Consider the following 24,824-nt stretch of genomic DNA (forward strand, 5'->3'; position numbering starts at 1 on the left):
CTTTATTTGGTGACGTTGATCGTGTATTCATAGCGCTCCTCGGCAATTTTACGGAACTGATCATTATAAGGTCCCTCCACAACAAAGCGGACTTCGGTCAGTTCTTCAGGCATCGACTCGACATGGAACAGCACGCCGCCCTCTTTCTTCACTTTTCCTAAAAACTCTCCGCCTACATCCTCGGAGATGACGATGTCAGCATCAACCTGTTCGCCTGTGTTTGTGACGAGCCTGGCTTGGTTTGGATGAAAGCTGACCGTCTCATCACTCGTATTTTCGACGATGACATTGAACGAAACGATGGTCACTTCTTTTTGATCATCGAAGAAGAAACGATAATCAGAAGCGACTTCTAGACGCAGCGTTTGCACCTTATCGATTTGAAAGATGATTGGCCCAATCGTTTCTTCAATACCTAAATCACTATTCTTCATGTAAATTTGACTGCGCCCAATCTCATCTTCCTGTACTTCAAACTCTTCACCTTGTACGGTTTCTGTTTCTGTCGTCTCTTTTTGGCTGTCTGTCGACGGAACGCTTTCACTTTGTTTGGTAGGTTCGGTAGTAGTCGATGATGGCTCCGTGTCTCCACATCCGACTAACACGAGCAAGGGAATGGCTAAGATGAATCCGTACGACTTCAATCCAATCCTCTCCTTTACCTCAAGACTTTTCCAACTACATAAATCTTATTCCCCATTTTTAAAAGGGCATTCGAGGTAAACGTTAAATTTTTTGGGTATTACTCTGGACATAAAACGGCCGCACCAGTTCCCTGGAGCGGCCATCCTTTATTTCTCGACGTTGATTGTATATTCGTAACGGGATTCTCCAATCGACTGATAGTTCGCGTCCGACGGCCCGTCGATGACAACTTTCACGTCCTCTAACTCTTCCGGCATCGCTTTGACGAAAAAGAGGACGTTGCCTTCCTTCTTCACTTTCCCGAGGAACTCGCCACCGACGTCATCCGAGAACCAGAGGTCTGCCGTCACTTGTTCCTCTGTGTTCGTCACGAGTGTCGCCTGGTCCGGATAGAAATTTACCGTCTCATCAATCGTATTCTCAACAATCATGTTCATCGCCACAACCGTCACTTTTTCTTGTCCGTCAAACGAATCTCGGTACGCCTCGTTGACCGTAAGTCGTGACGTCTGCACTTTATCGATGGCGAAATTGACAGAGCCAATCGTCTCTTTAATGTCGAGCGCCTTGTTCTTCATGTAAATCTGATTCGACCCAAGTTCACTCTCCTGCACTTCTGCTTTTTCTGTTGATTCTGCCACCGGTTCTTCCTTCGCCTCTGCTTCGACGACTTCCTCCGTATCAGTTGCCGTCGTCTTCAGTTCATCGGCCTCTCCGCAGCCTACAAGCAGTGTTAGAGGTAAAGCGAGAATCAATCCGTATCGTTTCATGTTCATCTTATTTCTCTCCTTTTTCGTATGAATGGTGGTTGATAAGATGAGCATAATGGATTGTGTAGCCTGACCGGTGTAAGAAAACGTATAGGGTCGTCATCCTGAATAAATAAAAGCCAAGGTCCGCGATTGGACCTTGACTTCTCATGCTTTATCCTCGTGATTTAAGCTCTTCTTCTTCATACGGATCGGGTCCGTCCTCGATTGGTGCATCATCTTCGATGTAGGCTTCAAGTTTAGGGTCACGTTCCACATACTCATCGTACGCCCCTTCTGGACCGTAGATGAAGTAACGACGATCTTTCGATGACTTAGGCTTTACCTTTTTCTCACTCATCTCGTTTCCCTCCCCTTTCCAGAAAAGAAGCAACGGTTACAGTGGTATTTACCCGATTTTATACGAAAACAGACGTCTTTGCATCCTTACATCCCTATTGAAACTTTTTCCAAATCAAATCGTATACGAAGACAACACATGAATGAGAGGACGAGATAGATGAGTTTATTGAAAACAGGACTAGTTCGTGGCGTGAAGTGGTTCATGCTATTTGGGTTGCTTTCGATATATCAATGGTGGAGCGGAAATATGGAAGGTGTACATAATATGCTCGTGTATGGTGGGATGGCATTCTTCCTTGGTTTGACGAGTGTCATCTATTAAGTGAGACGGTGGTCGTTTCCAAAACAGATTCTGATTCATTGGATAACAATGCATGTGACGATTCTGCCGCTCGTCATATTCAGCGGTTTTCTCCCGGTGACGTCGTTGCAAGACGCTTTACTCACGTATTTAAAATTCAATGTGAGCGGACTGACTTTGTTTACCTTGTCCAGAATCCTGTTGAAAGTACGACGACAAGTCAAAGCCTCATGAACGAAAACAGCTCAAGGGCTTGGGCTCTTGAGCTGTTTAATGCATCTATATTTAGCGAAGTAATTGAAGGATGGCCTCTGGCTGTTTATTGGCTTGCGCAATCATTGCCTGAGAAGCCTGTCCTAAAATATTTGATTTCGTGAACGCCATCATTTCTTTTGCCATATCGACATCTCGAATACGTGATTCAGCAGCTTGGAGATTTTCAGAAGACATAGTGACGTTCGCTACTACATGATCTAGACGATTTTGCCATGAGCCCATCTTTGTTCGTTCAGAAGACACGAGTTGGATGGCTTGATCTATTTTGCTAATCGCCTTACTCGCGCTCGACTGCATCGTAATGTCTAATGCATACTCTGCGTCTCGATTTCCTTCACGATTTTTAACGACACGTTCAGATGTGAAGCCCTCTTCTCCTTTTACCGTCGAGGTCAATCCAATTCTTGCGGCTCTCATATCATTCATGTCTAACTGAATAGATTGACCAGAATTCGCACCAATTTGAAGGGTTATTTCTTTACCTCCGCGCGTTAATTTCAACTGATGATATGTACCTTCGTAAGTATAAGTTTCTTCAAATTTTATAGGGTTTGACGACAAATTATGTGTCATATGTGGTGATGCAGCACCACTAACTTCACTCATTAGTTCTGCCAAACTTCTCACATTCCCACCTGATTGAACAGGTGCATCTGGAACAAACGTCAATTCTATTTCACGATTATTGAACGGTGACTTCCCAATCCATTCTACCTTAATCGTCTCTCCTGGTTTCAATGGCATAATATCTTGTTCATAAACTTCGAACTCCCCTGGAATAGGTTGACTCCCCCCTCTTCCGGGTCTAACTGTATTTATTGGGGAGCTGATATATGGATCAGGTGATTTGGTAGTACCGATATTAGGTTGAGACCAAGACTCTTCCCCTGTTTTATGCTCGAACCGTAGTCCGTTCGGAGTAGGAGTACCTATCACCTGTACCGTGTATCGAGTGTTCAAATCAGGTACAGCACGTATCGCAGTGACTAATGTCGATAAATCGTTGAATTCACCCGATAACAACGGGTCATTTGAAGATTTTAAAAACGTATGTCCATCAACTTGAATCGTGTCATTGATATTCAATGATGTCGTATTGATGCCAACTGTATAGATTCCCCGAATCGCACCAGGGGTTCCAGGAATACTATGGGTGACTAATGCCTCTCCTTCTTTACCACTTAATCCGTTCAAAACAGTTTTAGTATTGAAAGAAGTTTGATTCCCGATTCGATTTAACTCTGTTGTCATCTCATTAAACTCTTTTTGAATCGCTCCGCGGTCAGCTAAGCTATTTGTGTCGTTAGCAGACTGAACAGCGAGTTCACGCATACGTTGTAGAATTGAATGAGATTCGTTCAATCCACCTTCTCCAGTTTGAATTAAACTGATTCCATCCACAGCATTTTGAGCGGCTTGATCTAGGCCACGAATCTGAGCTCTCATCTTCTCAGAGATGGCTAATCCTGCCGCATCATCAGCAGCTTGATTGATTCGTAATCCAGAAGACAGTTTCTGCATCGCTTTACCGGCTTGACCTGTATTTATTTGTGATTGACGTAACGCTTGATTTGCATTGCTGTTATTTTTGATAATCATAAGAAATTCCTCCACAACATTCCATTCAGAATGATTCATATCCAAATCATCCCATTGATATTATCGGCTGGAAGTTCCTTTTTTTAACGATACATCAATATTTTATTAAAATAAAAAAACGCTGATATATTCAGCGCTTTTTATGTCTGTTGATCGAACAATCCCGAGAAGTTCGAATCGACGTCCTCGTATGGATCGACGTACGATTTGACCGTCTTCCTTTCTTGCCGCGCCGTCCCGAGCGTCATCCCGAGCCGTTGATGCTCGGTCTCAATCAAACGCGCAATCTGTTGGCTGTCGTCGACGAGCTGACGGATCACCGTCTGGTCGGCGCCCTTCAAGTCCGGTCCGTGCGCCGCGAGCAATTGTTCACGGTCGTCAAGCAACTCATGGATTTGGTCCATCCATGTATCATATGTCGGTTCTTCCGGTACTTTCGCTAGTAAATCTTTTAATCGCTGTGTTTTGAAGATGATCTCATCGATGGGTCTCATGCTTGCTTCGCGAGTTTCATCGCTTCCTTCCACGTGTCGCGGAGCTCTGTCGTGAAGTTGAGCACTTCGTCGAGGATGGTCGTGTCGTTTTTGACGTTCGCATCGACGAGGCGACGCCACATGTATTCATAGAGCGAATCTAAGTTCGCTGAGACGGCGACATCTTTATTTAACGTCAAGCGCATCTCTTGAAAGATGGCCTGTGTCTTCTGGATATTCGTGTTCTTCAAATCTGGATTTCCTTGCTCGATAGCGAGTTTGGCGAGGCGCATGAACTTGAGCGCCCCGTCATACAGCATGAGCGTCAGTTCCTGTGGGTTCGCGGTCGTGACCGCGTTGTTTTGATACGCTGCATATGGGTTGGCTACCATTTAAATTCCTCCTCTTACATGCCTCCGCCTAAGAACTGTTGCAGTGAGGCGGCTTGCGAGTTCGCCTGGTTCATTGCCGTTTCCATCGCTGCAAAGCGACGGTAGTAGGCATTTTCTTTATCGACTAACAAATCGTTCAAACGCTTGATCCGTGTATCGATTTGCGTCATCTCACGTCCCATCGAGTACGTCGGAGCACCCGAACCATCAGCACCGGCAATCCGAGTAATGGACGATCGTGAGTTAGTCGCCGCATCACGAATTTGTGGAAGTAGCCCACTTTCTGCGTTCGTGAAGAGTTGATACACTTGATCCGGGTCTTTTTCAATGGCAGCTTTAAGCTTTTCTTCGTTCAGCTCAATTTTCCCACCATTGGTAAAATCCGCACCGGTTGAGAGCCCGATTTGGAAGAGTTGTTTCATCCCATCTTCATTAGTACTCGACGTCGCGCTTGACCACTTGCCTCGCATCGTATCCATCGCGCTACGGACAATCGTATCGCCACGAAGCATTCCACTCATCGCTTTTTCTTCCCATTTCTTAATTTCGTCATCAGAAAGTTCATCGCGTTGGGCTTGTGTGAGCGGTGCAAACGAACGGAACCGTTCTTCACGGACTTTCTTATTCATAAGATCAATCGTCTCGTTATACTTATCGACAAATCCTTTGATGTTATCAAAGATTTTTTGTGTGTCGGTTGCAGCAGAAAGCGTCACTGCACCAGACGCGAACTCTGATTTTAACGTGACGGTCATGTTATCAATCGTGACGGTGTTTGAGCTCTGTGTCATCGGAATACCGTTCACTGTGAAGCTTGCATCTGTTCCTGTTTTCGGTAGATTTCCAGGAGCGATACCAAAAGCAGCCTTCGTTGTTGCGTCAAATTCTATGATTGCATTTTGACCGGTCTGCTTTTGAGTAATGGACAGCTTGCCAGAAATCGGTTCGAAAAATGCAGAAACCCCTGACTCTTTTCCGTTCAATGCAGTAACTAGATTCTCCATTGTGGCGTCTTCCGTTACTTTGATTGTCTGAAAGTCTCCGCCTTCAACGGACCGGATTTGAACCTGATAACCAGAAGTGTAAGTGGCCGTGGTGCCAGTCGGTATGTCCGAACCGTCATTCATTGTTACTTTCCCAGTCGCTTCATCATAAGTATAACTTGAGGCATCAATAGGGTTATTTGTTGCGTCTTTCAACGAAACAGTTGCTCCGGCTTTCGGTTTAGGAGAGAGCGTCCATTCCTTCGTATCAGCGGACAACTTCACTTCTTGTACAGCCGCTTGTAAGTTCATATCAGCCACTTTTGTTGTCTTCGTTACTGCAACTCCATTCTTATCTTTAGGCTCAACGACTTGGGTAGCCGCTGTTGCGAGCTGACTGACAGATTCGATACGTATTGCCGTGTTCCCACTAGATGGTCCCGCTACGACAGAGACACGTGATTCATCAGATGAGCTAGACGTTTTGGCGTAAAAATTGCGACTGAACATGAGATCGACCGCAGTGTTCCGAAGTGTCATGAGCGAACGGTTGATTTCGCGGTACGCATCCCGTTTCCATTCGGTCGTCTGTTTTTGTTGTTCAAGCTTATCGACTGGCATGCGTTCAGCTTGCATCAATTGTTTGATAATTGTATCGGTATCAATTCCACTGGCGAGTCCGCCAAATCGGATTGGTGACGTCATAGTATACCTCCTTTAAATACGTTCATCGAAGAGCTGATTGAATTCCATAAATGCGGCGAAGAAGTCGAGCGACTTCTTGCTTGGGATCTCACGGATGACTTCGTTGTTAGTATCTACAATCTGAATATAGTAGTCATTCAATTTTTCATGTTTCATAAACTTTAAACCGGTACGTTGTTGTTCGAGCAGCAAATTCGCCTTCTCAACGGCCGCCTCTAACTTCGTCACGTGTTGAGGCGTCGGGAGAATGACGATACCTTCGTCAGCGAGTGCTTTTTGATTCGCTTCGACAAACACGTTTTTCGTTTGTTCATACGGCAAGACAGAAGAAGGTAAGTGAAGCCGGACTTCAGAGATAATTGGATTCATAAGCTGACACACCTCATTATGATTTCTTCATTATCTATATCGGCATTAGATTCGTAATCTTCAATATTATTGCGTTCACTAATTCGTCTAATCTTAAGTAGAAAAAAAAGAATAGTGTGAAACCAACTGGGTATATTATATACGAACGTATATTCTTATAAGGAGGGGTTAATTTTGAAGTGGGAAGAGTTAACAACTTATGAGAAAAGTTTATTGTTGGGGACTTTGCTAGGAGACGGTCATATCAGCATTCATAAGAAAAAATATCTAAATGCGAATTTGCGGTATGGTGAACACTTTTCCATCAAACAATTTGAATATCACGAATGGAAAATGAAGCAAGCCCCTCGAATTTTTTCGAGTATTATCAAGAATAATAATGGGACAAGTGCATCACTCACTTCAAAATACGATGAATTATTCACTTGGCTCCGTGACCAACTGTATATTGCCGGTAAAAAAAGCGTCCCGCTTCATCTGCTTTCAGAGTGTACGGACTCGGTCTTTTTATTAGCTCTCTATCTTGATGACGGCAGTCTTTGTTTAACAAGGTCGAGTCGTTCTAACAAAAATCAAATTATTTTGACCCCACACATCGCTTTATACCTCCAAGCTTTCCATCCATCTGAGTTAAACTATTTAAGCCAATTCATTCATGAGACATTTGGACACCAGTTTGTTTTAAGCCGACGTAATGATGGACATAACTATATCCTGCGGATACAGAAGACCCAAGAAGCTCTCAATTTCCTTGAGTTCACAAAACCATATGCCACTGAAATCCCGTCGATGGCATGGAAATTAGACTGGGACTATCGATTGTCACAAGAGAAAAACGAAAATCCTGATAAAGTAGTGATTACCTCTAAGCCTAAAAATGATTATACGGAGGAAGACATCGAGTATATTGTCACTTCAAAATTACGTGGACAGACGGATCAAGAAATCGCAGACGCGTTAGGTAGAACATATTGGTCTGTCGTGTACAAGTGGCAGGACATCAAGAAAAACCGATTAAGAGAGGTAGAGGCTGTGTATGTAAGTTAAAAAACTCCCACGGCTCTTGTAGAGTCGTGGGAGTCATAAATCTTGTTGTAGTGCCAATTAACGGAGCAATTGAAGAACAGCTTGCGGCTGTTGATTCGATTGCGACATCATAGCTTGAGCAGCTTGGTTAAGGATGTTGTTCTTCGTAAAGTTCATCATCTCTTTAGCCATGTCTACATCACGGATGCGCGATTCTGCAGCTTGGAGGTTTTCAGCTGACGTGTTCAAGTTGTTAATTGTGTGCTCAAGGCGGTTTTGAGTAGCACCAAGTTTTGATCGCTCTCCTGAAACTGTTTCAATGGCTGTACCGATAGTTGTGATTGCTGTATTTGCTGCTGTTTGTGTAGAAACATCAATTCCTACAGTAGCCTCACCCGAACCTGTACCCACTAATAAAGTCGCAGCACTCATGTTCCCTAAAGTAAGAGTCAAACTTTGTCCAGTGTTAGCACCAATTTGGAATACTTTACCATCTGCATCAGAACCGTCTAGCAATTTTTGTGAGTTGAATTCTGTAGTTGCAGAGATTCTTGTGACCTCTTTTGCAAGTTGTGTGACTTCTTTTTGGATTTCAACGCGGTCTGGGTTCGTGTTCGTATCTGTAGCAGACTGAACTGCAAGCTCACGCATACGTTGAAGGATTGAGTGTGTCTCGTTCAATGCACCTTCAGCTGTCTGAATCATCGAGATACCATCTTGGGCGTTTTTCGCAGCCATGTCTAGACCACGAATTTGTCCGCGCATTTTTTCAGAAATTGCAAGTCCTGCTGCGTCATCCCCAGCTCGGTTGATACGAAGACCTGAAGACAATTTCTCCATCGCTTTGCCCGTCTGCGCCGTATTGAATGACATGTTACGATGTGCATTCATTGAGTTAAGGTTGTGGTTAATAATCATTGTAATTCCCTCCATAGGTTGTAGTTAAGCCAAATCCATTTGGCTATAATTAGTACTCATTTGAGTAGTGTTAATTAACGAAGAAGTTGAAGTACAGCTTGAGGTTGCTGATTCGATTGCGCCATCATAGCCTGCGCAGCTTGGTTAAGGATGTTGTTCTTCGTAAAGTTCATCATCTCTTTTGCCATATCTACATCACGGATACGTGACTCAGCGGCTTGAAGGTTTTCTGCACCAACGCTTAAGTTATTAATTGTATGCTCTAAGCGGTTTTGATAAGAACCTAGCTTTGAACGCTCCGAAGATACAGACTCAATAGCTGTATTGATTGTCGTGATTGCCGTATTTGCCGCTGCTTGAGTAGAAACCGAAATACCCTCAGTTGCTACTGCAGGTGTCGTCGCATCTTCAGCAGCGGCGTTTGTTGCTGATGCTCCAGTAACGCCTAAAGATTTTGCATCCATCGCTTTAATATCTAAAGTGATATTTTGACTTGCATTTGATCCTATATGGAATGTTAAAGACGCTGGAGAATCAGTGTAAGCCGATGCATCAGCGCCAGTACCACCGTTTACAGAACCGTTCAGTAACTTTTTAGTGTTATATTCTGTATCGTTGGCAATTCGAGTGATTTCTTTTGCTAATTGATCTACTTCTTTTTGGATTTCAACGCGGTCTGGGTTCGTGTTCGTATCTGTAGCAGACTGAACTGCAAGCTCACGCATACGTTGAAGGATTGAGTGTGTCTCGTTCAATGCACCTTCAGCTGTCTGAATCATCGAGATACCATCTTGGGCGTTTTTCGCAGCCATGTCTAGACCACGAATTTGTCCGCGCATTTTTTCAGAAATTGCAAGTCCTGCTGCGTCATCCCCAGCTCGGTTGATACGAAGACCTGAAGACAATTTCTCCATCGCTTTGCCCGTCTGCGCCGTATTGAATGACATGTTACGATGTGCATTCATTGAGTTAAGGTTGTGGTTAATAATCATTGTAATTCCCCTCCATAGGTTTAAATTTTTCACGCTCTTCCAAATCCATTTGTCCGAGCATACAAGGTTTAGGCCGGCCCCTCACCTTGTATTAGTTGGAACGTTTTATCGTTTCCATACTCTATATCGGAGTCACCCTCAATCTGTTTAGTCTTTTTCAAAAAAAGTTACTCGTTTTGAGTAAAATCTTCAAAATTAAATAGAAAAACGACCCATCACTGGGCCGCTCCTCCTCACTTCACAGCTGTTCTCGCTTCATCCACAAACTTCGTCCCTGTCTGCCAATGAATCGCCTCGTCGACTCAACTTTCAGCAACATGCTACCGGCCGAGAATTGTTCGTCCTCGATATAACTTTGGTGTCCGCGACCAAGAATCGATCTAAGCGGTTTTGAATCGTTTTTCCAAGAATAATCGTAATTTGATTGACAGACATGAGCATCCGATTCCTTTTAGTGAGTTCATTAATAGTTAGACATGGCAGTGATTGGGGCCGGCTCTCCTCCTAAGAGAGCATCATCACTCATCCTATAAAACGATTGTTCTGTAAAAAAACTTGTCACATCCATTATCCTCTCTAAAAAACCCGAAATCTTCACCTCACATTTATTAGCCAGAATTTTTTATAAAATCATACATTTTATGAGTCTCTTGAATCGTTTACCTATTTTTGAAATATTTCCTTTCAATCCTTTGCCAATTTTCTCTATACTTGGTTCGAGCCATATCTAGAACAAAGGGAAACCAAGGAGGGAAACCATTGAACCAACGAAGTAAACGCTTGAGTACAGCCATCTTTTTATCCGGGGTGCTGTTTGCCACGATGTATACTCAAGACGTAAATGCCGCATCGAAAACAGCTACTGTCGATACATCTATCTTAAATGTTCGACAATCTTCCTCTACATCATCTCCAATCGTTGGAAAGTTGACAAAAGGAAACAAAGTCTCTGTCTTGAACGTCAAAGGGTCTTGGGCTGAGATTAACTATAAAGGGGCGAAACGCTACGTTTCTTCCGCCTATTTAAAAATGACTACAGCAACACCTGCACCGACAAGTAAGGTCAAGCAGACATATACTGTCACCGATAACTTGAATTTGCGTCAATCGGCCAGCCTGAAAGCGCGAGTCCTTGTCACCATCCCTAAGAATAAAGAGGTGCAATACCTTTCAAAAACAGGAACTTGGTATCGCGTAAAGTACGGATCAAAGACTGGGTATGTCGCAGCCAAATACGTCAAGGTACAAAACACAGTCGTCAAAAATGCTACCGCGGCTGCACCGAAGCCTACTACAGTCACAAAAAACAACGCTTCATCTAGCACGACGAAACAAGTGTATGCCACAACCGTGAATTTGAATTTACGTAGCACGGCCTCGACGAAAGGCAAAGTACTCGTTACGATTCCGAAAAACAAGGAAGTCCAATACATCGCGAAGTCTGGCAATTGGATTAAGGTGAAGTATGGCTCCAAAACTGGTTTTGTGTCTGCTAGCTATATCAAAGTGACGAATAAAACCGTCAGTCCAGCTCCTATCAAGCCTGCTGCGCCAAAACCGCCTGCACCGAAACCTCCTGCTGCCACATCGGCGCAGACAAAAGTGTATAAGACCAATGAAAATTTGAACTTGCGTAGCACGGCCTCGACAAAAGGAAAAGTGCTTGTCACCATTCCAAAAAACAAAGAAGTTCAATACATTTCGAAGTCTGGAAATTGGTACAAAGTCAAGTACGGATCGAAAACCGGTTTCGTGTCTGCCACGTACATTTCAGTGACTACGAAAACGGTGACCCCTGCGAAACCAGCGCCTAAGCCACCAGCTGCCGCTCCTTCGAATAAGGTCACTTATAAAACAAAAGAAAACCTCAACTTGCGCAGTGCGGCATCATGGTCTGGTAAAATCCTTCTCACGATTCCAAAAAACAAAGAAGTGACTTATGTCTCGAAGTCTGGTGATTGGATGCGTGTCACTTACAACGGAAAAACCGGCTATGTTGCAAGCAGCTATTTGACAGCAGTCAAACCAGCTCCGGCAAAGCCGGTCACGCCAGCTGCGAAAAAGTATTATTACACGACTGCGAACTTGAATTTGCGTGCCTCGAACTCGTTAAGCGGAAAAGTCATTGTGACTTTGTTGCCCAATAAAAAAGTCGAGTTCGTATCGGCACACGGTGATTGGTACAAAATCAAGTACGAGAATAAAGTCGGTTTCGTCTCAAAGAAATATTTGACCGAGAAAGCTCCTGTCGCACCGAGCAAACCGGTTGAAACCGAGCAAGACTATACGATTGCGTATGAGGCTGTCGTCACTGCAATGCCAAGCTTGAACGTTCGGACTGCGCCAGATGCAAGTTCAACTCAAATTGGGACGGTACTTCACAATCAAATCATCGGAGTAATCAAGAAAATCAACGATTCGTGGGTTCAAATCGAATTTGAACTGAATGGGAAATTGGTACCAGCATACGTGCATAGTTCGTATATCAAACCATATACTGGTCCGACTGTACCAGAGACCGTACCTGGTACAAAAAACGTTGTTTTGAACTACAGCGACTATGATTTGAAGTTGACCGACATGGTTCAAATCCAAAAGAACGTCAATGCTCAAACCGATAAATACCGCGGGACTGCCGCTTTTGTATCAAAAGAGTTTATCCAATTGATTGAAGGAACTAAAACTGGCAAAGTCTCGGCAAACGCCTTGAATGTCCGGGCGGATGCAACGACGAACTCGCACGTATATGGCATCCTTAACATGAACAGTGTCGTCAACGTCCTCGGTGAGAAAGACAACTTCTATTTGATCTCGTACAAGCGGAAGACCGGCGAATCGGAACGTGTCTTCGATAACACATGGCGCTTAGCGACGGAGTCTGATATTTTGAACCAAGTCGATCCACGTCTCGTGAAGTTCGAAGCTGCCCTTGATTCACCACGTGAATCGTTCCAATACTTGGACCTCTCGAAGTCTGCCAACGTTTCAGCTACGATTTTAAACAAAGCACTTCAAGGAAAAGGAATTTTGTCTGGTCAGGCGCAAGCCTTTATCGATGCGGGCAAGTCATATAACATCAACGAGATTTATCTCATGTCACATGCTTTCCTTGAGACGGGGAACGGAACTTCTACCCTCGCTTCAGGAGTTTGGGTAGATCAGACCGGGAAGTTAAGCACATCGACGAGCACACGTTACAAACTTGTCTATAACATGTATGGAATCGGCGCAACAGATGCCAACCCGACAGCAGGGGGGGCAAAATACGCCTTCGACAACGGGTGGTTCACACCTGCCGAAGCCATCAAAGGTGGCGGTCAATGGATCAGCAACCGTTACGTCAACAACACACGTAAACAAAACACGTTGTACAAAATGCGCTTCAATCCAGATAAACCTGGAACATATCAATATGCGACCGATATCGAGTGGGCATACAAGCAAACGTTCAAAATCCATGAGATTTACAAGTTGCTTGAAGAATACACTGTCGAATTCGATATTCCACGCTTTATTTATTAATTTCATTCAGACGCTAGAAGGAGCCATAACGGTCTCCTTCTTTTTTGTTCTAACTCTAACCCGACAAATAAAAAATGAGGAGCATTATCTCGAATCAGATAATCCTCCTCATTTCACGTTATACGTTCGACACCTTCACTTGCTCCGTCTCATTCTGCAAACTCTCCGCGACGCGGACAAGTTCAGACATCGCTCCGTTCACTTCTCCGAGGCTTGCCGCTTGCTGGCTCGCTGCGGACGTGACTTCTGTCGCGTAGCGTGACGCCTCTTCGACCATGCCGACGATGCCGGCCGAGTTCGTGACGACCGAGTCGATCTGTCCGCGTGACTCATCCAAGAGCGCATCGACCGAGTGGACGTGGCTGTACACTTCGTTCGCCGAGTTGTGAATCGATGCGAACGCACCACCCGCCTTCTCGACGAGACCGACGCCCGTCTCCACTTCCGCTTTCACGTTCGCCATCGAAGACGACGTGTCGCCAACTAAACGTTTCACGTCAACGATTAAATCCGTGATTTCTTGCGTCGAGTTCGCCGTCTGTTCGGCGAGCTTCTTGACTTCGGCCGCGACGACCGCGAAGCCGCGTCCATGTTCCCCGGCCCGGGCCGCTTCAATCGAGGCGTTCAAGGCGAGCAAGTTCGTTTGTGCTGAGATATCGCTGATGACGTCTGTAATACGCGAGATTTCGCCTGTCATCTCTGTCAACTTGCTGTTGAGTGTCGATGATTGCTCGACCTTGCCGGCAATCGCATGCATCGCATCGACCGACGACGAGGCGAGGCCTTTGCCGCTCTCGGCCTCTTGTTGCATTTCACTTGCTGAATTTAGAGCCGAGCCCATCTCGTTACGGATATTCTCCATCGTCCGGGCGACGGCCCCGAGCAAGTCCATCGAGCTATACGTCGCGCTGACGTTGTCCTCGAGCATCTTGTTCAAGGCGTCCATCGCTTGACGGATGTTCTCGCCGGCGACATTGCCTTCTTGGACCGCTGCCGCAATCTCTTGCGCCGAACCGGTGAGCTGGTCTGCTGTGTAGCGCATGTTCGTCCCTTGTTCACGAAGGTGTCCGACCATGTTGTCCATCGAGAGAAGCAGACGGCCCATCTCTGAACGGTCTGTCGTCTCGTCCGCGAACACGACCGTCAAGTCGCCGTTGCCGACTTCGACCGCCTTTTCCGACGCCAATTCGATTGCCTTGAGCGGGCGACGGGCGATCAAGTAGATGACAGCTCCACCTAAACTTGAAATGAGCAAGGCCACGGCCGTCCCGACGAGCATGACCTGACCTTTCGGCATCTCAAGCTCCGTGAGCAATAAGAGCGTAATCCAGCCGACCGCTCCGCCCGTAATAAAGGATGTGACCAAAATCCAAGCGAGCAGTTGGGTCGTAAAGTTTTTGAATAGCTTCACTATGAGTTCCTCCTCTTATGTCTTCATCACCTTTTATATCGTCCGAACCCCAGCTTTTGTATAGCGTTTTCAGTTGAAGTTTTGGTCAATGAAAAAACGCCCTCGTCACCGAGAGCGTCTTGATTAAAAACGGTCATCTTCTTTTGTCATGTGCACCTGTTCGCGCGGGGTCATGAGTGCGTCGATTGTGAGGGCGATCGCGGCCGCCCAATGTAGCATCATGCCGAGGAACGGGATGAACCCGAGCACCGACGCTGTGATCCCTACGAGTGCCCCGACCGAAATTCGTTTCAGCCGCGACAGCGACACGACGAGCAAGACGATGTGGAACACGAGCATGAACCCGAGCGGTGTGTAGCCCATGCTGATGATGAACAGCCCACCGAGCGCCGGGATGCCGAGCAGCGCCTCAAAGGCGGCACCCATCCATTTCAAATTTCGAACCATTTGTCTCACCTCACAGTTCTAATAGATAAAACTCATAGCCGCCGTTTTCAGCGAACCCGGCCCGCTTGTAAATCTCGAGCGCGGCCTTGTTTTCCGTCTCGACGTCGAGTTCGAGTTTCGTCCGGCCCATGCGGAACAGTTGTTGGACCATCTGCTTCAGCATCTTCGTGCCGTATCCCTTGCCTTGCTCGTCCGCCTTGACGCCGAACGCGTGGATGCTGCCGGCATCGTCGCCTGACAGGAGAGCACGGATGACACCGACGGGACGACCATCGACCTCACCGATGTATGTCACTCGGTCCGGCGTGTCAATCTGTTGATAGATGTTCTCCGTCACGTCGAGCGGGTCGCCGAACGCCTCACTGAGCGTCTCAATGATGAGCGGACGGTCGGCATCGGTCGCCTCGCGGAGCGATACCTCGTTCGGCTTCAAGAACAGCTCGGCTTTTTTAAGGACCAAGTTGTATTCTGAGAACTGATATGCCGCGTCGAGATGGTCGATGACCGCCTTGCCATCTTTCGACTTGCGGTCGATGACGAACGTGAATGCCTCGCAGCCGTTCTGTTTCGCATCGTGTTTCGCTGTTTCAAAGAGTGCCGTGAATACACCTTGCTTCCGGTAGTCCGGATGCACGAGCGCGTTCACTTCATACTCGTTCGGGAGATATGGGAAGAGCACCATATACCCGACGAGCGTATCATTGTCATAGACGGCGTAGTCGTTCTGACCGACCGCCACGTGTCCGAGTTTCACGTCAATCTTGTCAAAGTCATTGACCGCTGCCTCGAGCGCCGCCACCTGTTCTGCTTGTCTCACTTCTTCTACTGTCCAATTCATGAAATCACCTCACGTCATATTGTAGCATAATCGAAAAAGCCCGCCGTAGCGGGCAGACTCATAACGTACGGAACTCGAGCTCCGGTAATGTCTCGAGCAGTTCGGCAATCTCGTCCGTGTGCGCCTCGGCACCCGGGACGGCTTCGGTCGGTTCGACCCAGAAGAACGTCTTGTCGCTCGCTCCGAGGTAGTTGCCGTAGCCGACTTCCTCTGCGAACGCCGCTTCCGATAGTTCACGGTCAATCAAGTCCAAATGGAACAACAACTGGTCGTCGCCGTCCTCGACGTTATAGTAGATGTCGAACGTGCCGTAGCTGTTCTGATCGCCGACATCGACGACGTCTTGCGCCTTCTCGATATAGACGTCCCCACGCTCAATCGCCTCGACGATTTTCGACGGGAGAATGATCTCATAACCGAGCTCACGGTCACGGATCGTCTGCGTCGTATCGTCAGTCCGTCCCCGGGACGAGACGACACCGACCGTTGCGACGAGGGCACCCGTCACGCCGAGCGCGACCGCCCATTTCATTGTTTTATTCATCTGAACCACTCCTTCTGTGAAGTCTGTCATGACTTGATTATCTCATATCTCATCGAGCGTACACTAAATATTCTGAAAAAATGTTTAGGGATGCGTTGACGCACGTTCCGCAATCCCATACGATAAAAGTATCGTATTATAGAAAAGAGGAACCGACATGTCAAACGAACAACAATTGTCACGCGCACAGCTCGACGCGCTCTTAAAAAACGTCTTCGCCCTTCAAATCCCGGTCATCGAGAAGTTCATGACCGACTTGTTCCGAAAATATGTCTCAACGGCGTCCACGTTCAAACAGGACATGGATACGATGAAAGAATCGGACTGGCATAAGCAGTTCTTCGGCCAAAAAGTCATGCCACACCTCTTCATCGAGAACCTCGGTTTCGGTGCCTCATTCCGTCACCAGGAACAAGACAAGGTCGTCAAAATTCCAGACAACATGACGGTCGTCAAGCCAGACTCGGACGATCAGATCGAGGAGATCCTTCAAAACCTTGACAAGACGCTCGCGTCGATGGACAACATCAAAAACAAAGGACTCGTCAAAAAGTTCTATAAAGAGACGCTCGAACTCATCTGCCAGCTCGGTAGCCGGACTGGGATGATGGACGAGTTTTATGAGCAAGTCAAAGGCAGCTTGACGAAAGCATGACCTTTCATCCACGTCCACGGACGTGGATTTTTTTAATGACCGTCCCGCGGCTCGAACACCGCCAAGCGCTCGATATTGGCCAGAATCGGCCGTGCCTTCCCAATCAACGTCTGCGTCGTCTCGAGCGACAGCGACTGCTGATGCGCCTCGATACTTGCCCACACCTCATAGACGACGATCGACTCGTCGTCGAGCGACGCCGCGACTTGATACACGCAACACGTCGCCTCTCGTTCCATCGCCTCGGCCGCCTCGAGCAAGATGGCGAGAAGCATCTCGTGCTCGCCCGGAACGGCCGTCAATTTGCCGAACAATCCATACGGTTTCATCTTCATCCCTCCTTGTCGTATCGATTCGCCGCCGGCACCGTCTTCTCCTTTACACGAAACTGGCTACGGCTGTGGAAGACGACCCCAATCATGACGAGCGAGATGCCGACGAGCGACAGCCCGGACGGCAGATGTGCCCCGAGGAAAAACAATTCCCCGATAAGCGCGAACAACACCTCGAGCGCCTGCGTCGCCTCGACCGTCGCCAGTCTCCCCATGTCGTGTTTGACGAGGTCGGTCGCCTTGAAGAAGAGTACCGTCGCGACGACGCCCGACAAGAGTGCGACGAGGAGCGTCTGCGTCAGTTGCGAACCCGTGGGCGCACCGGTCGTTAGCCCGTAGCCGAACAACAGGAGCCAGACCTGGAGCGAGCCGATGCACATGCCGAGGATGCGCTCGAACACGTCGAGGTCGGTGTGGGCCATCATCTTCCGGTTGCCGAGCGGATAGGCGAACGCGGCAATCAATACCGGCACCACCCCAATCCACAGGAAGCGCGGCTCGAAGTCGGCGAGGAACTCGACTTGCATCAAAACGACGCCGAACAGAATGAGTCCCGAGAAGCGGAGCGCCGTCCACGGAATCCGCTCTCGCGTCCCATCGCTCCGGCGGAACAGCGGTGACAACAGCGCCCCGGCGATAATCGTCACTTGCCACGTGCCGGCGATGAGCCAAGGCGGGGCGACCTCGGCGGCGAGACAAATCGGGACGTAAAACAGACCGAAGCCGACCGTCCCCCAGACGAGCCACGGCCACGGCTCATCGATGATGGCGCGACGCACCCGGGTCATACCACCCCGGACGTAGACGACGAAAGCGAGAGGAACGGGATCATGAACAGGAAGCGGAGCGAGGCACTGTACGCCCAGTGACCACCTCCGACTTGCATCGATTCGTTCAACACGAACGTGCTCGCAAAAAACAAGGCGGCGAGTACACCTAACAGAAGCGGACGCATACGTACTCTCCTTTCCGAATCCCCATGTGTTCCATAACTTGTGTCAGATTTCCTGCCTCATCCACTAAATTCCGTGTGAGGTTTGCTATACTAAAAAGAAAAAAGGGAGTGAACCCCGATGCAGCGTCCACCGATGCCTTCCCCGACCCCGGAGGAAGTGCTCCGTTTGAAACGTGTCCATAACCCGATTAAACCGACCGAGCTTCTCGCCAAGGGGCTGCTCCTGTTGCTCGGCGCCTTCATCTTCGCGGTCGGGCTCGAGGCATTCCTCGTCCCGAACCAGATCATCGACGGCGGCATCGTCGGCGTCTCGATCATCACGTCGTATATGACCGACACGAAGCTCGCCATCTGGCTCGTCTTGTTCAACATCCCGTTCATCTTCTTCGGCTATCGCCAAATCGGGAAGACGTTCGCCGTCGTCACGTTGTTGGCGATCACGCTCATGTCCGGCTTCACGATCTTGCTCCATTCGGTCGAGCCGTTCACTGACGATTTGCTGTTGTCGACCGTGTTCGGCGGCTTCTTGCTCGGCGCCGGGGTCGGGCTCGTCATCCGGGCCGGTGGTTCGCTCGACGGGACCGAGATTTTGGCCGTATCGTTCACGGACCGGTTGCCGTTCTCCGTCGGTGAGATCGTCATGTTCTTCAATATCTTCATCCTCGGAATGGCCGGGTTCATCTTCAGCTGGGACCGGGCCATGTACTCGCTCCTCACGTATTTCATCGCCTTCAAGACGATCGATATCGTGCTCGAAGGAATCGATCAGTCGAAGGCCGCGTGGATCATCACCACCTCACCCGATGACGTCGGTCAAGCCATCATGGACCGACTCGGCCGGGGTGTGACGTATTTGCACGGGGAAGGCGCCTACACCGGCGACGGCAAGAAGGTCGTCTTCACCGTCATCAGCCGACTTGAAGAGACGAAACTGAAAGACATCCTCGACGACTATGACGAGAAGGCGTTCCTCGCCATCGGCAATATCCATGACGTCCGGGGCGGCCAGTTCAAAAAGAAAAATATCCACTAAAAAATCGGCCTCCCTCGGACCGATTTTTTGTTTATCCAATTTTCGCTTGATCGCGCCCGTTCATCTTTGCCTGATAGAGCGCGGCGTCGGCCCTTTCGAACACGACCGTGCCCAGCTCGGCCCCGGCGAGCGATGCCCCGAGCGAAACCGTCATCGGGATGTGCATCCCTTCAAACGAGAACGGGGTGTCGCGGATGACCTTGACGATATCGTCCGCGATCAACCGGACGTCACCGGCATCCTCGAGCACCATCAGAAACTCTTCCCCGCCGTAGCGCCCGACGAAGCCGTCCGGCGGACAGTTCGCCTGTAACGTTTGACCGATGTGGTGAAGCGCTGCGTCACCGGCTCGATGACCATATGTATCGTTCAACTGCTTGAACCGGTCGACATCGATGACGAACAGCGCCCAAGGGAGACCCGACATCTCGACCTCGTTCAAACGTTCGAGCGTCATATAGCGGTTCGGGAGACCCGTCAGCTCGTCAATCGTCGCCCGCTGCGCGTGCAGCCGGAACATGCGCAGGTGCGTCTCAATCTGTTTCGCGACCCAGTAACACATCCAGCCACCGAGGAACGTCATGACGAAATACGGCAAGAACACGGTCGTGAACGCCTGAATCGGGACGTTGCCAGCAATTCGAAACAAGACGAGCACGGCCCCGAACACGAGATAGGCCGAATACAAGTGACCGCGTCGCATCACCAGTTGATTTAACACGAGCGACAACACGAAGAACAAGCCGAGCGTGCCGAACGAGCGGATGAATTGGTCGGTCATGCCGTCGAGACCGAAGCGACCGAGAAGAGTCAACCCCATCGTGACGGCGACTCCGACCGGTCCGGCATAGGCGCCTGAGAGCGCGAGCGGGATAATCTGGAGGTCGACTCTTGCCTCTCCGACTTGAAACGAGTTGACCGTCAACAGTACGGCCGCGAGCCCCATGGCGAGACCAAACCAGATGCGGACCGCATAAGGAGAACCTGCCTGAATCGGCAACAGGCTGGCGCATGAGATACAGGGCCAGTGATAAAACGAGATAGATGATACTGACATTGATGAAAAAGATGTTGATGACTTGACCCAAGCCTTGTCCTCTCCCGCCATTTCTTTCCTCCTATCCTATCGTACAAAAATGACGCATGTCACCCTATCCAAATTTTAGGACAGCTAAAAAGCCGGAAGCTCACGCCTCCGACTTGTTTTGCATCATCTGTTTCATCAAGTTGGCGCTGTCGCGGGCCGATTCGTTCTCGGCCTGCATCTGGACGTACACCTCATGACGATGGATGTCGATATGGCGCGGGGCGTCGATGCCGAGCTTGACCTGGTCGCCTTCGATGGCGAGCACGGTGAGCGTCACATCGTCCCCGATATGGATCGCCTCGCCTTGTTTTCGTTTCAATACGAGCATCAGCGCACCTCTTCTTTCTGACCGCCGAGCGGGAACCGGGCCGGGTAGACGTCATCCAAGATGACTTGCTTCCCGCGGCGCTCTTTCGTCTCGATGACGATCGGTGCCTTCAAGTTAAGCGTCGAGTCGTCGAACGGCTCACGGAGCGTCACGATGGCATATACCGAGACGTGCTCCGCCTCGTCGATGCCGAGCTGTTCTTTCGCGCCGTCGGTCAATTCGAACGCATAGTCCGGCTTGTGCCAGAACGGGTTCGTCACGACGAAAGCGCAGGCCGGGTCCTCGAGCGACTGGAGCGACCAAAACGGGAGCTCGTCCCCATACGGGATGAGGGTGAACGTCTTCGAGTCCGGGAATCCGGGAATTTCACTGACGAACGAGATTGTCTCTTCTTCATTTACTTCGATTTTGCCAAAATAGTCTGTCTCAATGAACATGGGTTGTCCTCACTTTCAACGCGTCTCATCATACATGCCACCGACCGGCCACATCTCGAGCGACGCCTGCTGACGGAGCGAGATGTCCGTCGTCCATGGCGTGAACGAGATATCGGCCGGGGTGAGTGATACATCAATCTGTGCCGGCGTCAGGTTCCACTCGATTTTGACATCCGCCGGCGTATACGTCAACTTCACGCGGTCGAGCGACTTCGGCATGAAGTCCATGTCGACGACCGGGTACGGGGCGCTCGTCTTCTCAGCGGCCATCGCGGCGATCGGGTTGCCGTTCTCGATGCGCATGAGCCGGTCCCCGTCCCGGGCCGTGGTCGATGTCGCTTCCCGGGCCGCCTGTTGCCCGAGCTGACCGAAATGGCGCCCGAGCTCGAGCGCCCCCTTTAAGTTGCTTTCACTACGCGCGACCGACGAGTCGACCTCGAGCGTACCGCCTGTCGTCTGTTGGGTCATCTCGACCTTACCTTGTGTCATCGACACATCGGCCCGGCCTTGCCTCATCTCGAGGTGGGGCCGGTTCGACGTGATTTGAATCGCGGCCTGCGTCTGCCGCATCTCCAGCCGGGCGATGTTCATCGCTTACCGGAGGAAGTCGAGGAGCGTCGGTTGAATGATTCGGGCGCCGGCCGATAGCGCAGCCCGGTGCACCGTCTCGTGAGATTTGAGCTCCATGATGACTTTTTCGATGTCGATGTCTTCGTTATCAGACATGATCGTCTTGGCAATGATCTCATGTTCTTGCAGGCGGTTGTCGACGAGCTCCAACCGGTTGGCGCGCGCCCCGAGCTCGGCCCGTTCCGTGATCAAGTTTTGGGCGATCACGTCGAGGTCGGCGAGCTCGTTCGAAAGAACCTCACCGGTCGTGTTCGGGTCGGCCAGTTTCGAGACGAGGTCGTGGAGTCCTGCGAACACGTCACTCCCGAATACCGTCTCCGGCTGCATGTTCACTTGGACGGTGATGCCTTTCGATACTTCGAAGGCGACTTTCCCGCTCGCGGCCGGTGCCCCGCCCAGATAGATGCTGTTGACGTCCCCGTTCGGGTCGGCAAGGAACGCCTTCAAGGCGTCCATGTCGACGAGCGGTTGGTCCGTCTTCGTGCCGTTGTAAATATATTTCTCGCCCGACTTCGCGTTCGCAAGTGAGCCGATATGTTCGATCAACTGATTGACCTCACTCTGGATAATTTGACGTTGCGACGACTCGTATGTGTCGTTGGCCGCCTGTGTCGTCAATTCACGAATCCGTTTGACGGCTTCCGTCACTTCGTTCAATGTCGAATCGGTCAAGTCCATCCAGCTCGTCGCTTCGCTGACGTTGCGGCGGAACTGGTCGACCTCGCGCACCTCGGTCCGGTAGCGCATACCTTGCATGGCGACGACCGGGTCTTCCGAAGCCCGTTGAATCCGTTTCCCGCTGATGAGCTGTTCTTGCACTTGGGCGAGCTTGTTATAGCTGCTCGATAAGTGTTTCAAGTTCGTCTGTGTGAGCATCGTCTGTGTGACTCGCATCAAGCATTACCTCCCTACGACACCCATGCCGTTGATGATTTTGTCGAGCATCTCGTCGACGGCCGTGATGTTGCGGGCCGCCGCGTTATAAGCGTGTTGATATTGAATCATCATCGTCATCTCTTCGTCGAGCGAGACGGCGCTCACTGCCTGGCGCCGCTGGTCCGAGCTCGCCATGAGGGCGAACGTGCTGGTCGCGAGTCGTCCGCTCTGGTCGGCGGCGACAGCCATGTTCCCGATGACGTTCTGATAGTACTTCCCGATCGACGTCTCTGTCTGGACCGATCCGTCGAAGCTGAGCGTGGCCGACTTCAAGTTCGCCAAGGCAAGTGCCCCGCTGCCGTCCCCGATGTTGCCGTCTTGAGACGCGGCGATCAAATCGAGGTTGTTCATGACGGCGTCGCTCACTTTAATCGTCGCGGCGCTCGCCGTCCCTTCGAAGAAGTTCGCCGTCCCGGCGTTGCCTTTGGCGTCCATGTTGTTGCTGTGGGCCGTGTTGAAGGCCGAGGCGAACTGGCTGGCCATCTCGTCCAAGTCTTTCAACATGGTCGCGTACGCGCCGTTCACGCTGCCTGATTCGGGTGTGTCCGTACCGTACATCTCGACGAGCGCTTTCCATTTACCGTTTGGCATCGATGCATGCGTGAGGGCCACGTCCGCTCCGGTCGCATCGGTCATGTCGAGACCGTCGAACGAGCCGACCGTGCCGTTGATCCCATCGACGAGCTTATGGTCGACGCCACCGATCGTGACGACGATGTCGATCCGGCCCTCGGCGACTTTCTGTGAGTTCCCGCGCGATTCCCCGTTCGTATAGTCGACCGGGACGCGTTTAAAGTCCATATATTGGGCAAGCTCGTCCATGTAGCGGTCACGCTCGTCATACAGCTCGTTCGGGAGCACGCCGAGCGGCTCCGCGTCACCGATTTGACGGTTGACCTCACTGATCTTCGTCATCAAGTCGTTCACTTTCTTGACGACGACGTCACCTTCAGACGCCAAGTCGGCCTGCACTTTTTGGAGCGAGGACGACATGTAGTTGAACGTCTCCGCGAGCGTCATCGCCCGTTGCCGCACGACGCTCCGTGCGCCTGCGTCGTCCGGGTTGACCGACAAGTCTTGGAGCGAGGCCCAGAACAAGTCGAGCGATTTGGCGAGGCCCGTCTCGGACGGCTCATTGACGATGTCCTCCATGCGGCCGAACGCCGCCTCTTTCGTGGCGTAGTAGGCGTTCTTGAGCGATTCGTCACGATATTGCTGGTCGATCATCAAGTCACGGATCCGAGCGAGCGTCTCCCCGCGGACACCCGTCCCGAACTGCCCGGCTTTCGTTCCGCCGAAGTTGACGCTGAGTTGTTCGGTCATGCCGAGCGATAGGCGCTGGCGTGAGTAACCCGGGTTCGATGCGTTGGCGACGTTGTTCCCCGTCGCCTGGAGCGCCCACTGGTGCGTCGTCAAACTGCGACGCGCCGTCTCTAATCCCATAAATGTTGAGCCCATTAAACTTCCTCCTTATACATCCCGACTGAACGAGCGCGTCTCGAGCGCCTGTTGACCGTACGTGAAATCATCTGCCTCTGGCAGGAGCATATCCAAATGCCATTCGATATACCGGAGCGACTGTTCGAGCAAGACGGCGTTCAATTCATTTTGCCGTTTCAGCTCGAGGACGATCGGTCGTAGTGCTTCTTTCTCTTCATCGTCCAAAATGTACGTTCCTTGAAGTCGTTCCGCCTCTTTTTGTATGATTTGTCGGACGAGCGTCGCCTCTTCCTTGACGAGCGCGCTGAACGCGGGCATATCGCCGTTGACGAGCAGTCGTTCTTTTTCATAAGCGATTTCGAGTAAACGTGTATGTAATGTGAGCATAAGTCTCTCCTTTGTCCAAAAAAAGAGCCGACTAAAGAAAGGGTGTCCCTT

The 24,824-nt window shown here is 50.0% G+C and carries 27 protein-coding genes and 1 pseudogene; 5 read left to right on the forward strand and 23 right to left on the reverse strand.

All coding sequences use genetic code 11. The features are described 5' to 3' along the window. Window positions 1-2: 2 nt before the first annotated feature. The 3 genes from KNP06_RS00655 to KNP06_RS00665 form a co-directional block, all read right to left on the reverse strand. Entirely contained in the window at window positions 3-644 is a 642-nt protein-coding gene (locus tag KNP06_RS00655; protein WP_251129710.1) for a DUF4352 domain-containing protein, read from the reverse strand. Between the two features lie 147 nt (window positions 645-791). Continuing rightward, window positions 792-1,421: a hypothetical protein gene (locus KNP06_RS00660; RefSeq protein WP_214711566.1), complete on the reverse strand. Its 630-nt coding sequence runs from the start codon at window positions 1,419-1,421 to the stop codon at window positions 792-794. Between the two features lie 148 nt (window positions 1,422-1,569). Continuing rightward, the gene (locus KNP06_RS00665; protein WP_131485090.1) at window positions 1,570-1,755 is read right to left on the reverse strand and encodes a hypothetical protein; all 186 of its coding nucleotides are present in this window, start codon (window positions 1,753-1,755) and stop codon (window positions 1,570-1,572) included. Window positions 1,756-1,914: 159 nt separating this feature from the next. On the opposite strand from KNP06_RS00665, the gene KNP06_RS00670 reads away from it, so the two are divergent. Continuing rightward, window positions 1,915-2,079, forward strand: a complete 165-nt coding sequence (locus KNP06_RS00670) for a hypothetical protein (protein WP_214787666.1) — start codon at window positions 1,915-1,917, stop codon at window positions 2,077-2,079. Between the two features lie 264 nt (window positions 2,080-2,343). Here KNP06_RS00670 and KNP06_RS15230 read toward each other — a convergent pair whose 3' ends face one another. From KNP06_RS15230 to KNP06_RS00700, 5 genes are all read right to left on the reverse strand, one after another. Continuing rightward, a complete protein-coding gene (locus KNP06_RS15230) occupies window positions 2,344-3,933 on the reverse strand; it encodes a flagellin N-terminal helical domain-containing protein (RefSeq protein ID WP_251129711.1) in 1,590 nt (529 codons plus the stop codon). 140 nt (window positions 3,934-4,073) lie between these two features. Continuing rightward, window positions 4,074-4,427, reverse strand: coding sequence for a flagellar protein FliT (locus tag KNP06_RS00685; protein WP_214711569.1), 354 nt, complete (start codon window positions 4,425-4,427; stop codon window positions 4,074-4,076). Next, window positions 4,424-4,798: a flagellar export chaperone FliS gene (fliS, locus tag KNP06_RS00690; protein WP_214711572.1), complete on the reverse strand. Its 375-nt coding sequence runs from the start codon at window positions 4,796-4,798 to the stop codon at window positions 4,424-4,426. The genes KNP06_RS00685 and fliS overlap by 4 nt, the downstream gene beginning before the upstream one ends. Before the next feature lie 14 nt (window positions 4,799-4,812). Next, window positions 4,813-6,486, reverse strand: a complete 1,674-nt coding sequence (fliD, locus tag KNP06_RS00695; RefSeq protein WP_214711575.1) for a flagellar filament capping protein FliD — start codon at window positions 6,484-6,486, stop codon at window positions 4,813-4,815. Between the two features lie 12 nt (window positions 6,487-6,498). Beyond that, window positions 6,499-6,855 carry a flagellar protein FlaG gene (locus KNP06_RS00700; protein ID WP_214711578.1) on the reverse strand — a complete coding sequence of 119 codons (357 nt, stop codon included), beginning with the start codon at window positions 6,853-6,855 and terminating at the stop codon, window positions 6,499-6,501. 174 nt (window positions 6,856-7,029) lie between these two features. On the opposite strand from KNP06_RS00700, the gene KNP06_RS00705 reads away from it, so the two are divergent. Next, a complete protein-coding gene (locus tag KNP06_RS00705) occupies window positions 7,030-7,902 on the forward strand; it encodes a DNA endonuclease (protein ID WP_214711580.1) in 873 nt (290 codons plus the stop codon). Between the two features lie 57 nt (window positions 7,903-7,959). Here the strand turns inward: KNP06_RS00705 and hag (KNP06_RS00710) are convergent, their stop codons facing one another. Next, entirely contained in the window at window positions 7,960-8,799 is an 840-nt protein-coding gene (gene hag, locus KNP06_RS00710; RefSeq protein ID WP_214711582.1) for a flagellin Hag, read from the reverse strand. 74 nt (window positions 8,800-8,873) lie between these two features. Next, window positions 8,874-9,791: a flagellin Hag gene (gene hag / locus KNP06_RS00715; RefSeq protein WP_214711584.1), complete on the reverse strand. Its 918-nt coding sequence runs from the start codon at window positions 9,789-9,791 to the stop codon at window positions 8,874-8,876. Between the two features lie 759 nt (window positions 9,792-10,550). On the opposite strand from hag (KNP06_RS00715), the gene KNP06_RS00720 reads away from it, so the two are divergent. Next, window positions 10,551-13,313, forward strand: coding sequence for an SH3 domain-containing protein (locus tag KNP06_RS00720; protein ID WP_214711586.1), 2,763 nt, complete (start codon window positions 10,551-10,553; stop codon window positions 13,311-13,313). Between the two features lie 118 nt (window positions 13,314-13,431). Here the strand turns inward: KNP06_RS00720 and KNP06_RS00725 are convergent, their stop codons facing one another. From KNP06_RS00725 to KNP06_RS00740, 4 genes are all read right to left on the reverse strand, one after another. Then, window positions 13,432-14,724 (reverse strand): methyl-accepting chemotaxis protein, encoded by a 1,293-nt coding sequence (locus KNP06_RS00725; RefSeq protein ID WP_214711588.1) that lies wholly within the window; start codon window positions 14,722-14,724, stop codon window positions 13,432-13,434. Window positions 14,725-14,847: 123 nt separating this feature from the next. After that, a complete protein-coding gene (locus KNP06_RS00730; RefSeq protein WP_214711590.1) occupies window positions 14,848-15,171 on the reverse strand; it encodes a hypothetical protein in 324 nt (107 codons plus the stop codon). 10 nt (window positions 15,172-15,181) lie between these two features. Continuing rightward, a complete protein-coding gene (locus KNP06_RS00735; RefSeq protein WP_214711592.1) occupies window positions 15,182-16,009 on the reverse strand; it encodes a GNAT family N-acetyltransferase in 828 nt (275 codons plus the stop codon). Window positions 16,010-16,067: 58 nt separating this feature from the next. Further along, complete coding sequence (locus KNP06_RS00740) at window positions 16,068-16,553, reverse strand: hypothetical protein (protein WP_214711594.1); 486 nt, start codon at window positions 16,551-16,553, stop codon at window positions 16,068-16,070. Window positions 16,554-16,710: 157 nt separating this feature from the next. On the opposite strand from KNP06_RS00740, the gene KNP06_RS00745 reads away from it, so the two are divergent. After that, a complete protein-coding gene (locus KNP06_RS00745) occupies window positions 16,711-17,208 on the forward strand; it encodes a hypothetical protein (protein ID WP_214711596.1) in 498 nt (165 codons plus the stop codon). A 32-nt stretch (window positions 17,209-17,240) separates the two neighbouring features. Here the strand turns inward: KNP06_RS00745 and KNP06_RS00750 are convergent, their stop codons facing one another. Then, on the reverse strand, window positions 17,241-17,537 hold the full coding sequence (locus KNP06_RS00750; RefSeq protein WP_214711598.1) for a putative quinol monooxygenase: 297 nt from the start codon (window positions 17,535-17,537) through the stop codon (window positions 17,241-17,243). Window positions 17,538-17,539: 2 nt separating this feature from the next. Then, window positions 17,540-18,495: pseudogene (locus KNP06_RS00755) on the reverse strand (DMT family transporter). A 118-nt stretch (window positions 18,496-18,613) separates the two neighbouring features. Between KNP06_RS00755 and KNP06_RS00760 the strand changes: the two are divergent. Further along, entirely contained in the window at window positions 18,614-19,528 is a 915-nt protein-coding gene (locus tag KNP06_RS00760; protein WP_214711599.1) for a YitT family protein, read from the forward strand. 31 nt (window positions 19,529-19,559) lie between these two features. On the opposite strand, the gene KNP06_RS00765 is transcribed toward KNP06_RS00760, so the two are convergent. The 7 genes from KNP06_RS00765 to KNP06_RS00795 form a co-directional block, all read right to left on the reverse strand. After that, complete coding sequence (locus tag KNP06_RS00765; RefSeq protein ID WP_251129712.1) at window positions 19,560-20,636, reverse strand: GGDEF domain-containing protein; 1,077 nt, start codon at window positions 20,634-20,636, stop codon at window positions 19,560-19,562. 79 nt (window positions 20,637-20,715) lie between these two features. Next, window positions 20,716-20,943 (reverse strand): carbon storage regulator CsrA, encoded by a 228-nt coding sequence (gene csrA / locus KNP06_RS00770; RefSeq protein ID WP_021066562.1) that lies wholly within the window; start codon window positions 20,941-20,943, stop codon window positions 20,716-20,718. Next, window positions 20,943-21,380: a flagellar assembly protein FliW gene (fliW, locus tag KNP06_RS00775; RefSeq protein WP_214711601.1), complete on the reverse strand. Its 438-nt coding sequence runs from the start codon at window positions 21,378-21,380 to the stop codon at window positions 20,943-20,945. The genes csrA and fliW overlap by 1 nt, the downstream gene beginning before the upstream one ends. A gap of 15 nt (window positions 21,381-21,395) precedes the next feature. Then, a complete protein-coding gene (locus tag KNP06_RS00780; RefSeq protein WP_214711603.1) occupies window positions 21,396-21,971 on the reverse strand; it encodes a DUF6470 family protein in 576 nt (191 codons plus the stop codon). Window positions 21,972-21,974: 3 nt separating this feature from the next. Continuing rightward, entirely contained in the window at window positions 21,975-22,904 is a 930-nt protein-coding gene (gene flgL / locus KNP06_RS00785) for a flagellar hook-associated protein FlgL (RefSeq protein ID WP_214711605.1), read from the reverse strand. 6 nt (window positions 22,905-22,910) lie between these two features. After that, complete coding sequence (gene flgK / locus KNP06_RS00790; protein ID WP_214711607.1) at window positions 22,911-24,404, reverse strand: flagellar hook-associated protein FlgK; 1,494 nt, start codon at window positions 24,402-24,404, stop codon at window positions 22,911-22,913. Between the two features lie 12 nt (window positions 24,405-24,416). Continuing rightward, window positions 24,417-24,773 (reverse strand): flagellar export chaperone FlgN, encoded by a 357-nt coding sequence (locus tag KNP06_RS00795; RefSeq protein ID WP_214711609.1) that lies wholly within the window; start codon window positions 24,771-24,773, stop codon window positions 24,417-24,419. Window positions 24,774-24,824: the final 51 nt, after the last annotated feature.

The sequence above is a fragment of the Exiguobacterium sp. s21 genome, from assembly GCF_018617975.1.
GTDB lineage: Bacteria > Bacillota > Bacilli > Exiguobacteriales > Exiguobacteriaceae > Exiguobacterium > Exiguobacterium mexicanum_A.

Coding starts and splice junctions, on each gene's coding strand:
- KNP06_RS00660 (WP_214711566.1), bottom strand. CDS start 1,421: ATGAACATGAAACGATACGGATTGATTCTCGCTTTACCTCTAACACTG.
- KNP06_RS00665 (WP_131485090.1), bottom strand. CDS start 1,755: ATGAGTGAGAAAAAGGTAAAGCCTAAGTCATCGAAAGATCGTCGTTAC.
- KNP06_RS00670 (WP_214787666.1), top strand. CDS start 1,915: ATGAGTTTATTGAAAACAGGACTAGTTCGTGGCGTGAAGTGGTTCATG.
- KNP06_RS15230 (WP_251129711.1), bottom strand. CDS start 3,933: ATGATTATCAAAAATAACAGCAATGCAAATCAAGCGTTACGTCAATCA.
- KNP06_RS00685 (WP_214711569.1), bottom strand. CDS start 4,427: ATGAGACCCATCGATGAGATCATCTTCAAAACACAGCGATTAAAAGAT.
- fliS (WP_214711572.1), bottom strand. CDS start 4,798: ATGGTAGCCAACCCATATGCAGCGTATCAAAACAACGCGGTCACGACC.
- fliD (WP_214711575.1), bottom strand. CDS start 6,486: ATGACGTCACCAATCCGATTTGGCGGACTCGCCAGTGGAATTGATACC.
- KNP06_RS00700 (WP_214711578.1), bottom strand. CDS start 6,855: ATGAATCCAATTATCTCTGAAGTCCGGCTTCACTTACCTTCTTCTGTC.
- hag (WP_214711582.1), bottom strand. CDS start 8,799: ATGATTATTAACCACAACCTTAACTCAATGAATGCACATCGTAACATG.
- hag (WP_214711584.1), bottom strand. CDS start 9,791: ATGATTATTAACCACAACCTTAACTCAATGAATGCACATCGTAACATG.
- KNP06_RS00730 (WP_214711590.1), bottom strand. CDS start 15,171: ATGGTTCGAAATTTGAAATGGATGGGTGCCGCCTTTGAGGCGCTGCTC.
- KNP06_RS00735 (WP_214711592.1), bottom strand. CDS start 16,009: ATGAATTGGACAGTAGAAGAAGTGAGACAAGCAGAACAGGTGGCGGCG.
- KNP06_RS00740 (WP_214711594.1), bottom strand. CDS start 16,553: ATGAATAAAACAATGAAATGGGCGGTCGCGCTCGGCGTGACGGGTGCC.
- KNP06_RS00745 (WP_214711596.1), top strand. CDS start 16,711: ATGTCAAACGAACAACAATTGTCACGCGCACAGCTCGACGCGCTCTTA.
- KNP06_RS00750 (WP_214711598.1), bottom strand. CDS start 17,537: ATGAAACCGTATGGATTGTTCGGCAAATTGACGGCCGTTCCGGGCGAG.
- KNP06_RS00760 (WP_214711599.1), top strand. CDS start 18,614: ATGCAGCGTCCACCGATGCCTTCCCCGACCCCGGAGGAAGTGCTCCGT.
- KNP06_RS00765 (WP_251129712.1), bottom strand. CDS start 20,636: ATGGCGGGAGAGGACAAGGCTTGGGTCAAGTCATCAACATCTTTTTCA.
- csrA (WP_021066562.1), bottom strand. CDS start 20,943: ATGCTCGTATTGAAACGAAAACAAGGCGAGGCGATCCATATCGGGGAC.
- fliW (WP_214711601.1), bottom strand. CDS start 21,380: ATGTTCATTGAGACAGACTATTTTGGCAAAATCGAAGTAAATGAAGAA.
- KNP06_RS00780 (WP_214711603.1), bottom strand. CDS start 21,971: ATGAACATCGCCCGGCTGGAGATGCGGCAGACGCAGGCCGCGATTCAA.
- flgL (WP_214711605.1), bottom strand. CDS start 22,904: ATGCGAGTCACACAGACGATGCTCACACAGACGAACTTGAAACACTTA.
- flgK (WP_214711607.1), bottom strand. CDS start 24,404: ATGGGCTCAACATTTATGGGATTAGAGACGGCGCGTCGCAGTTTGACG.
- KNP06_RS00795 (WP_214711609.1), bottom strand. CDS start 24,773: ATGCTCACATTACATACACGTTTACTCGAAATCGCTTATGAAAAAGAA.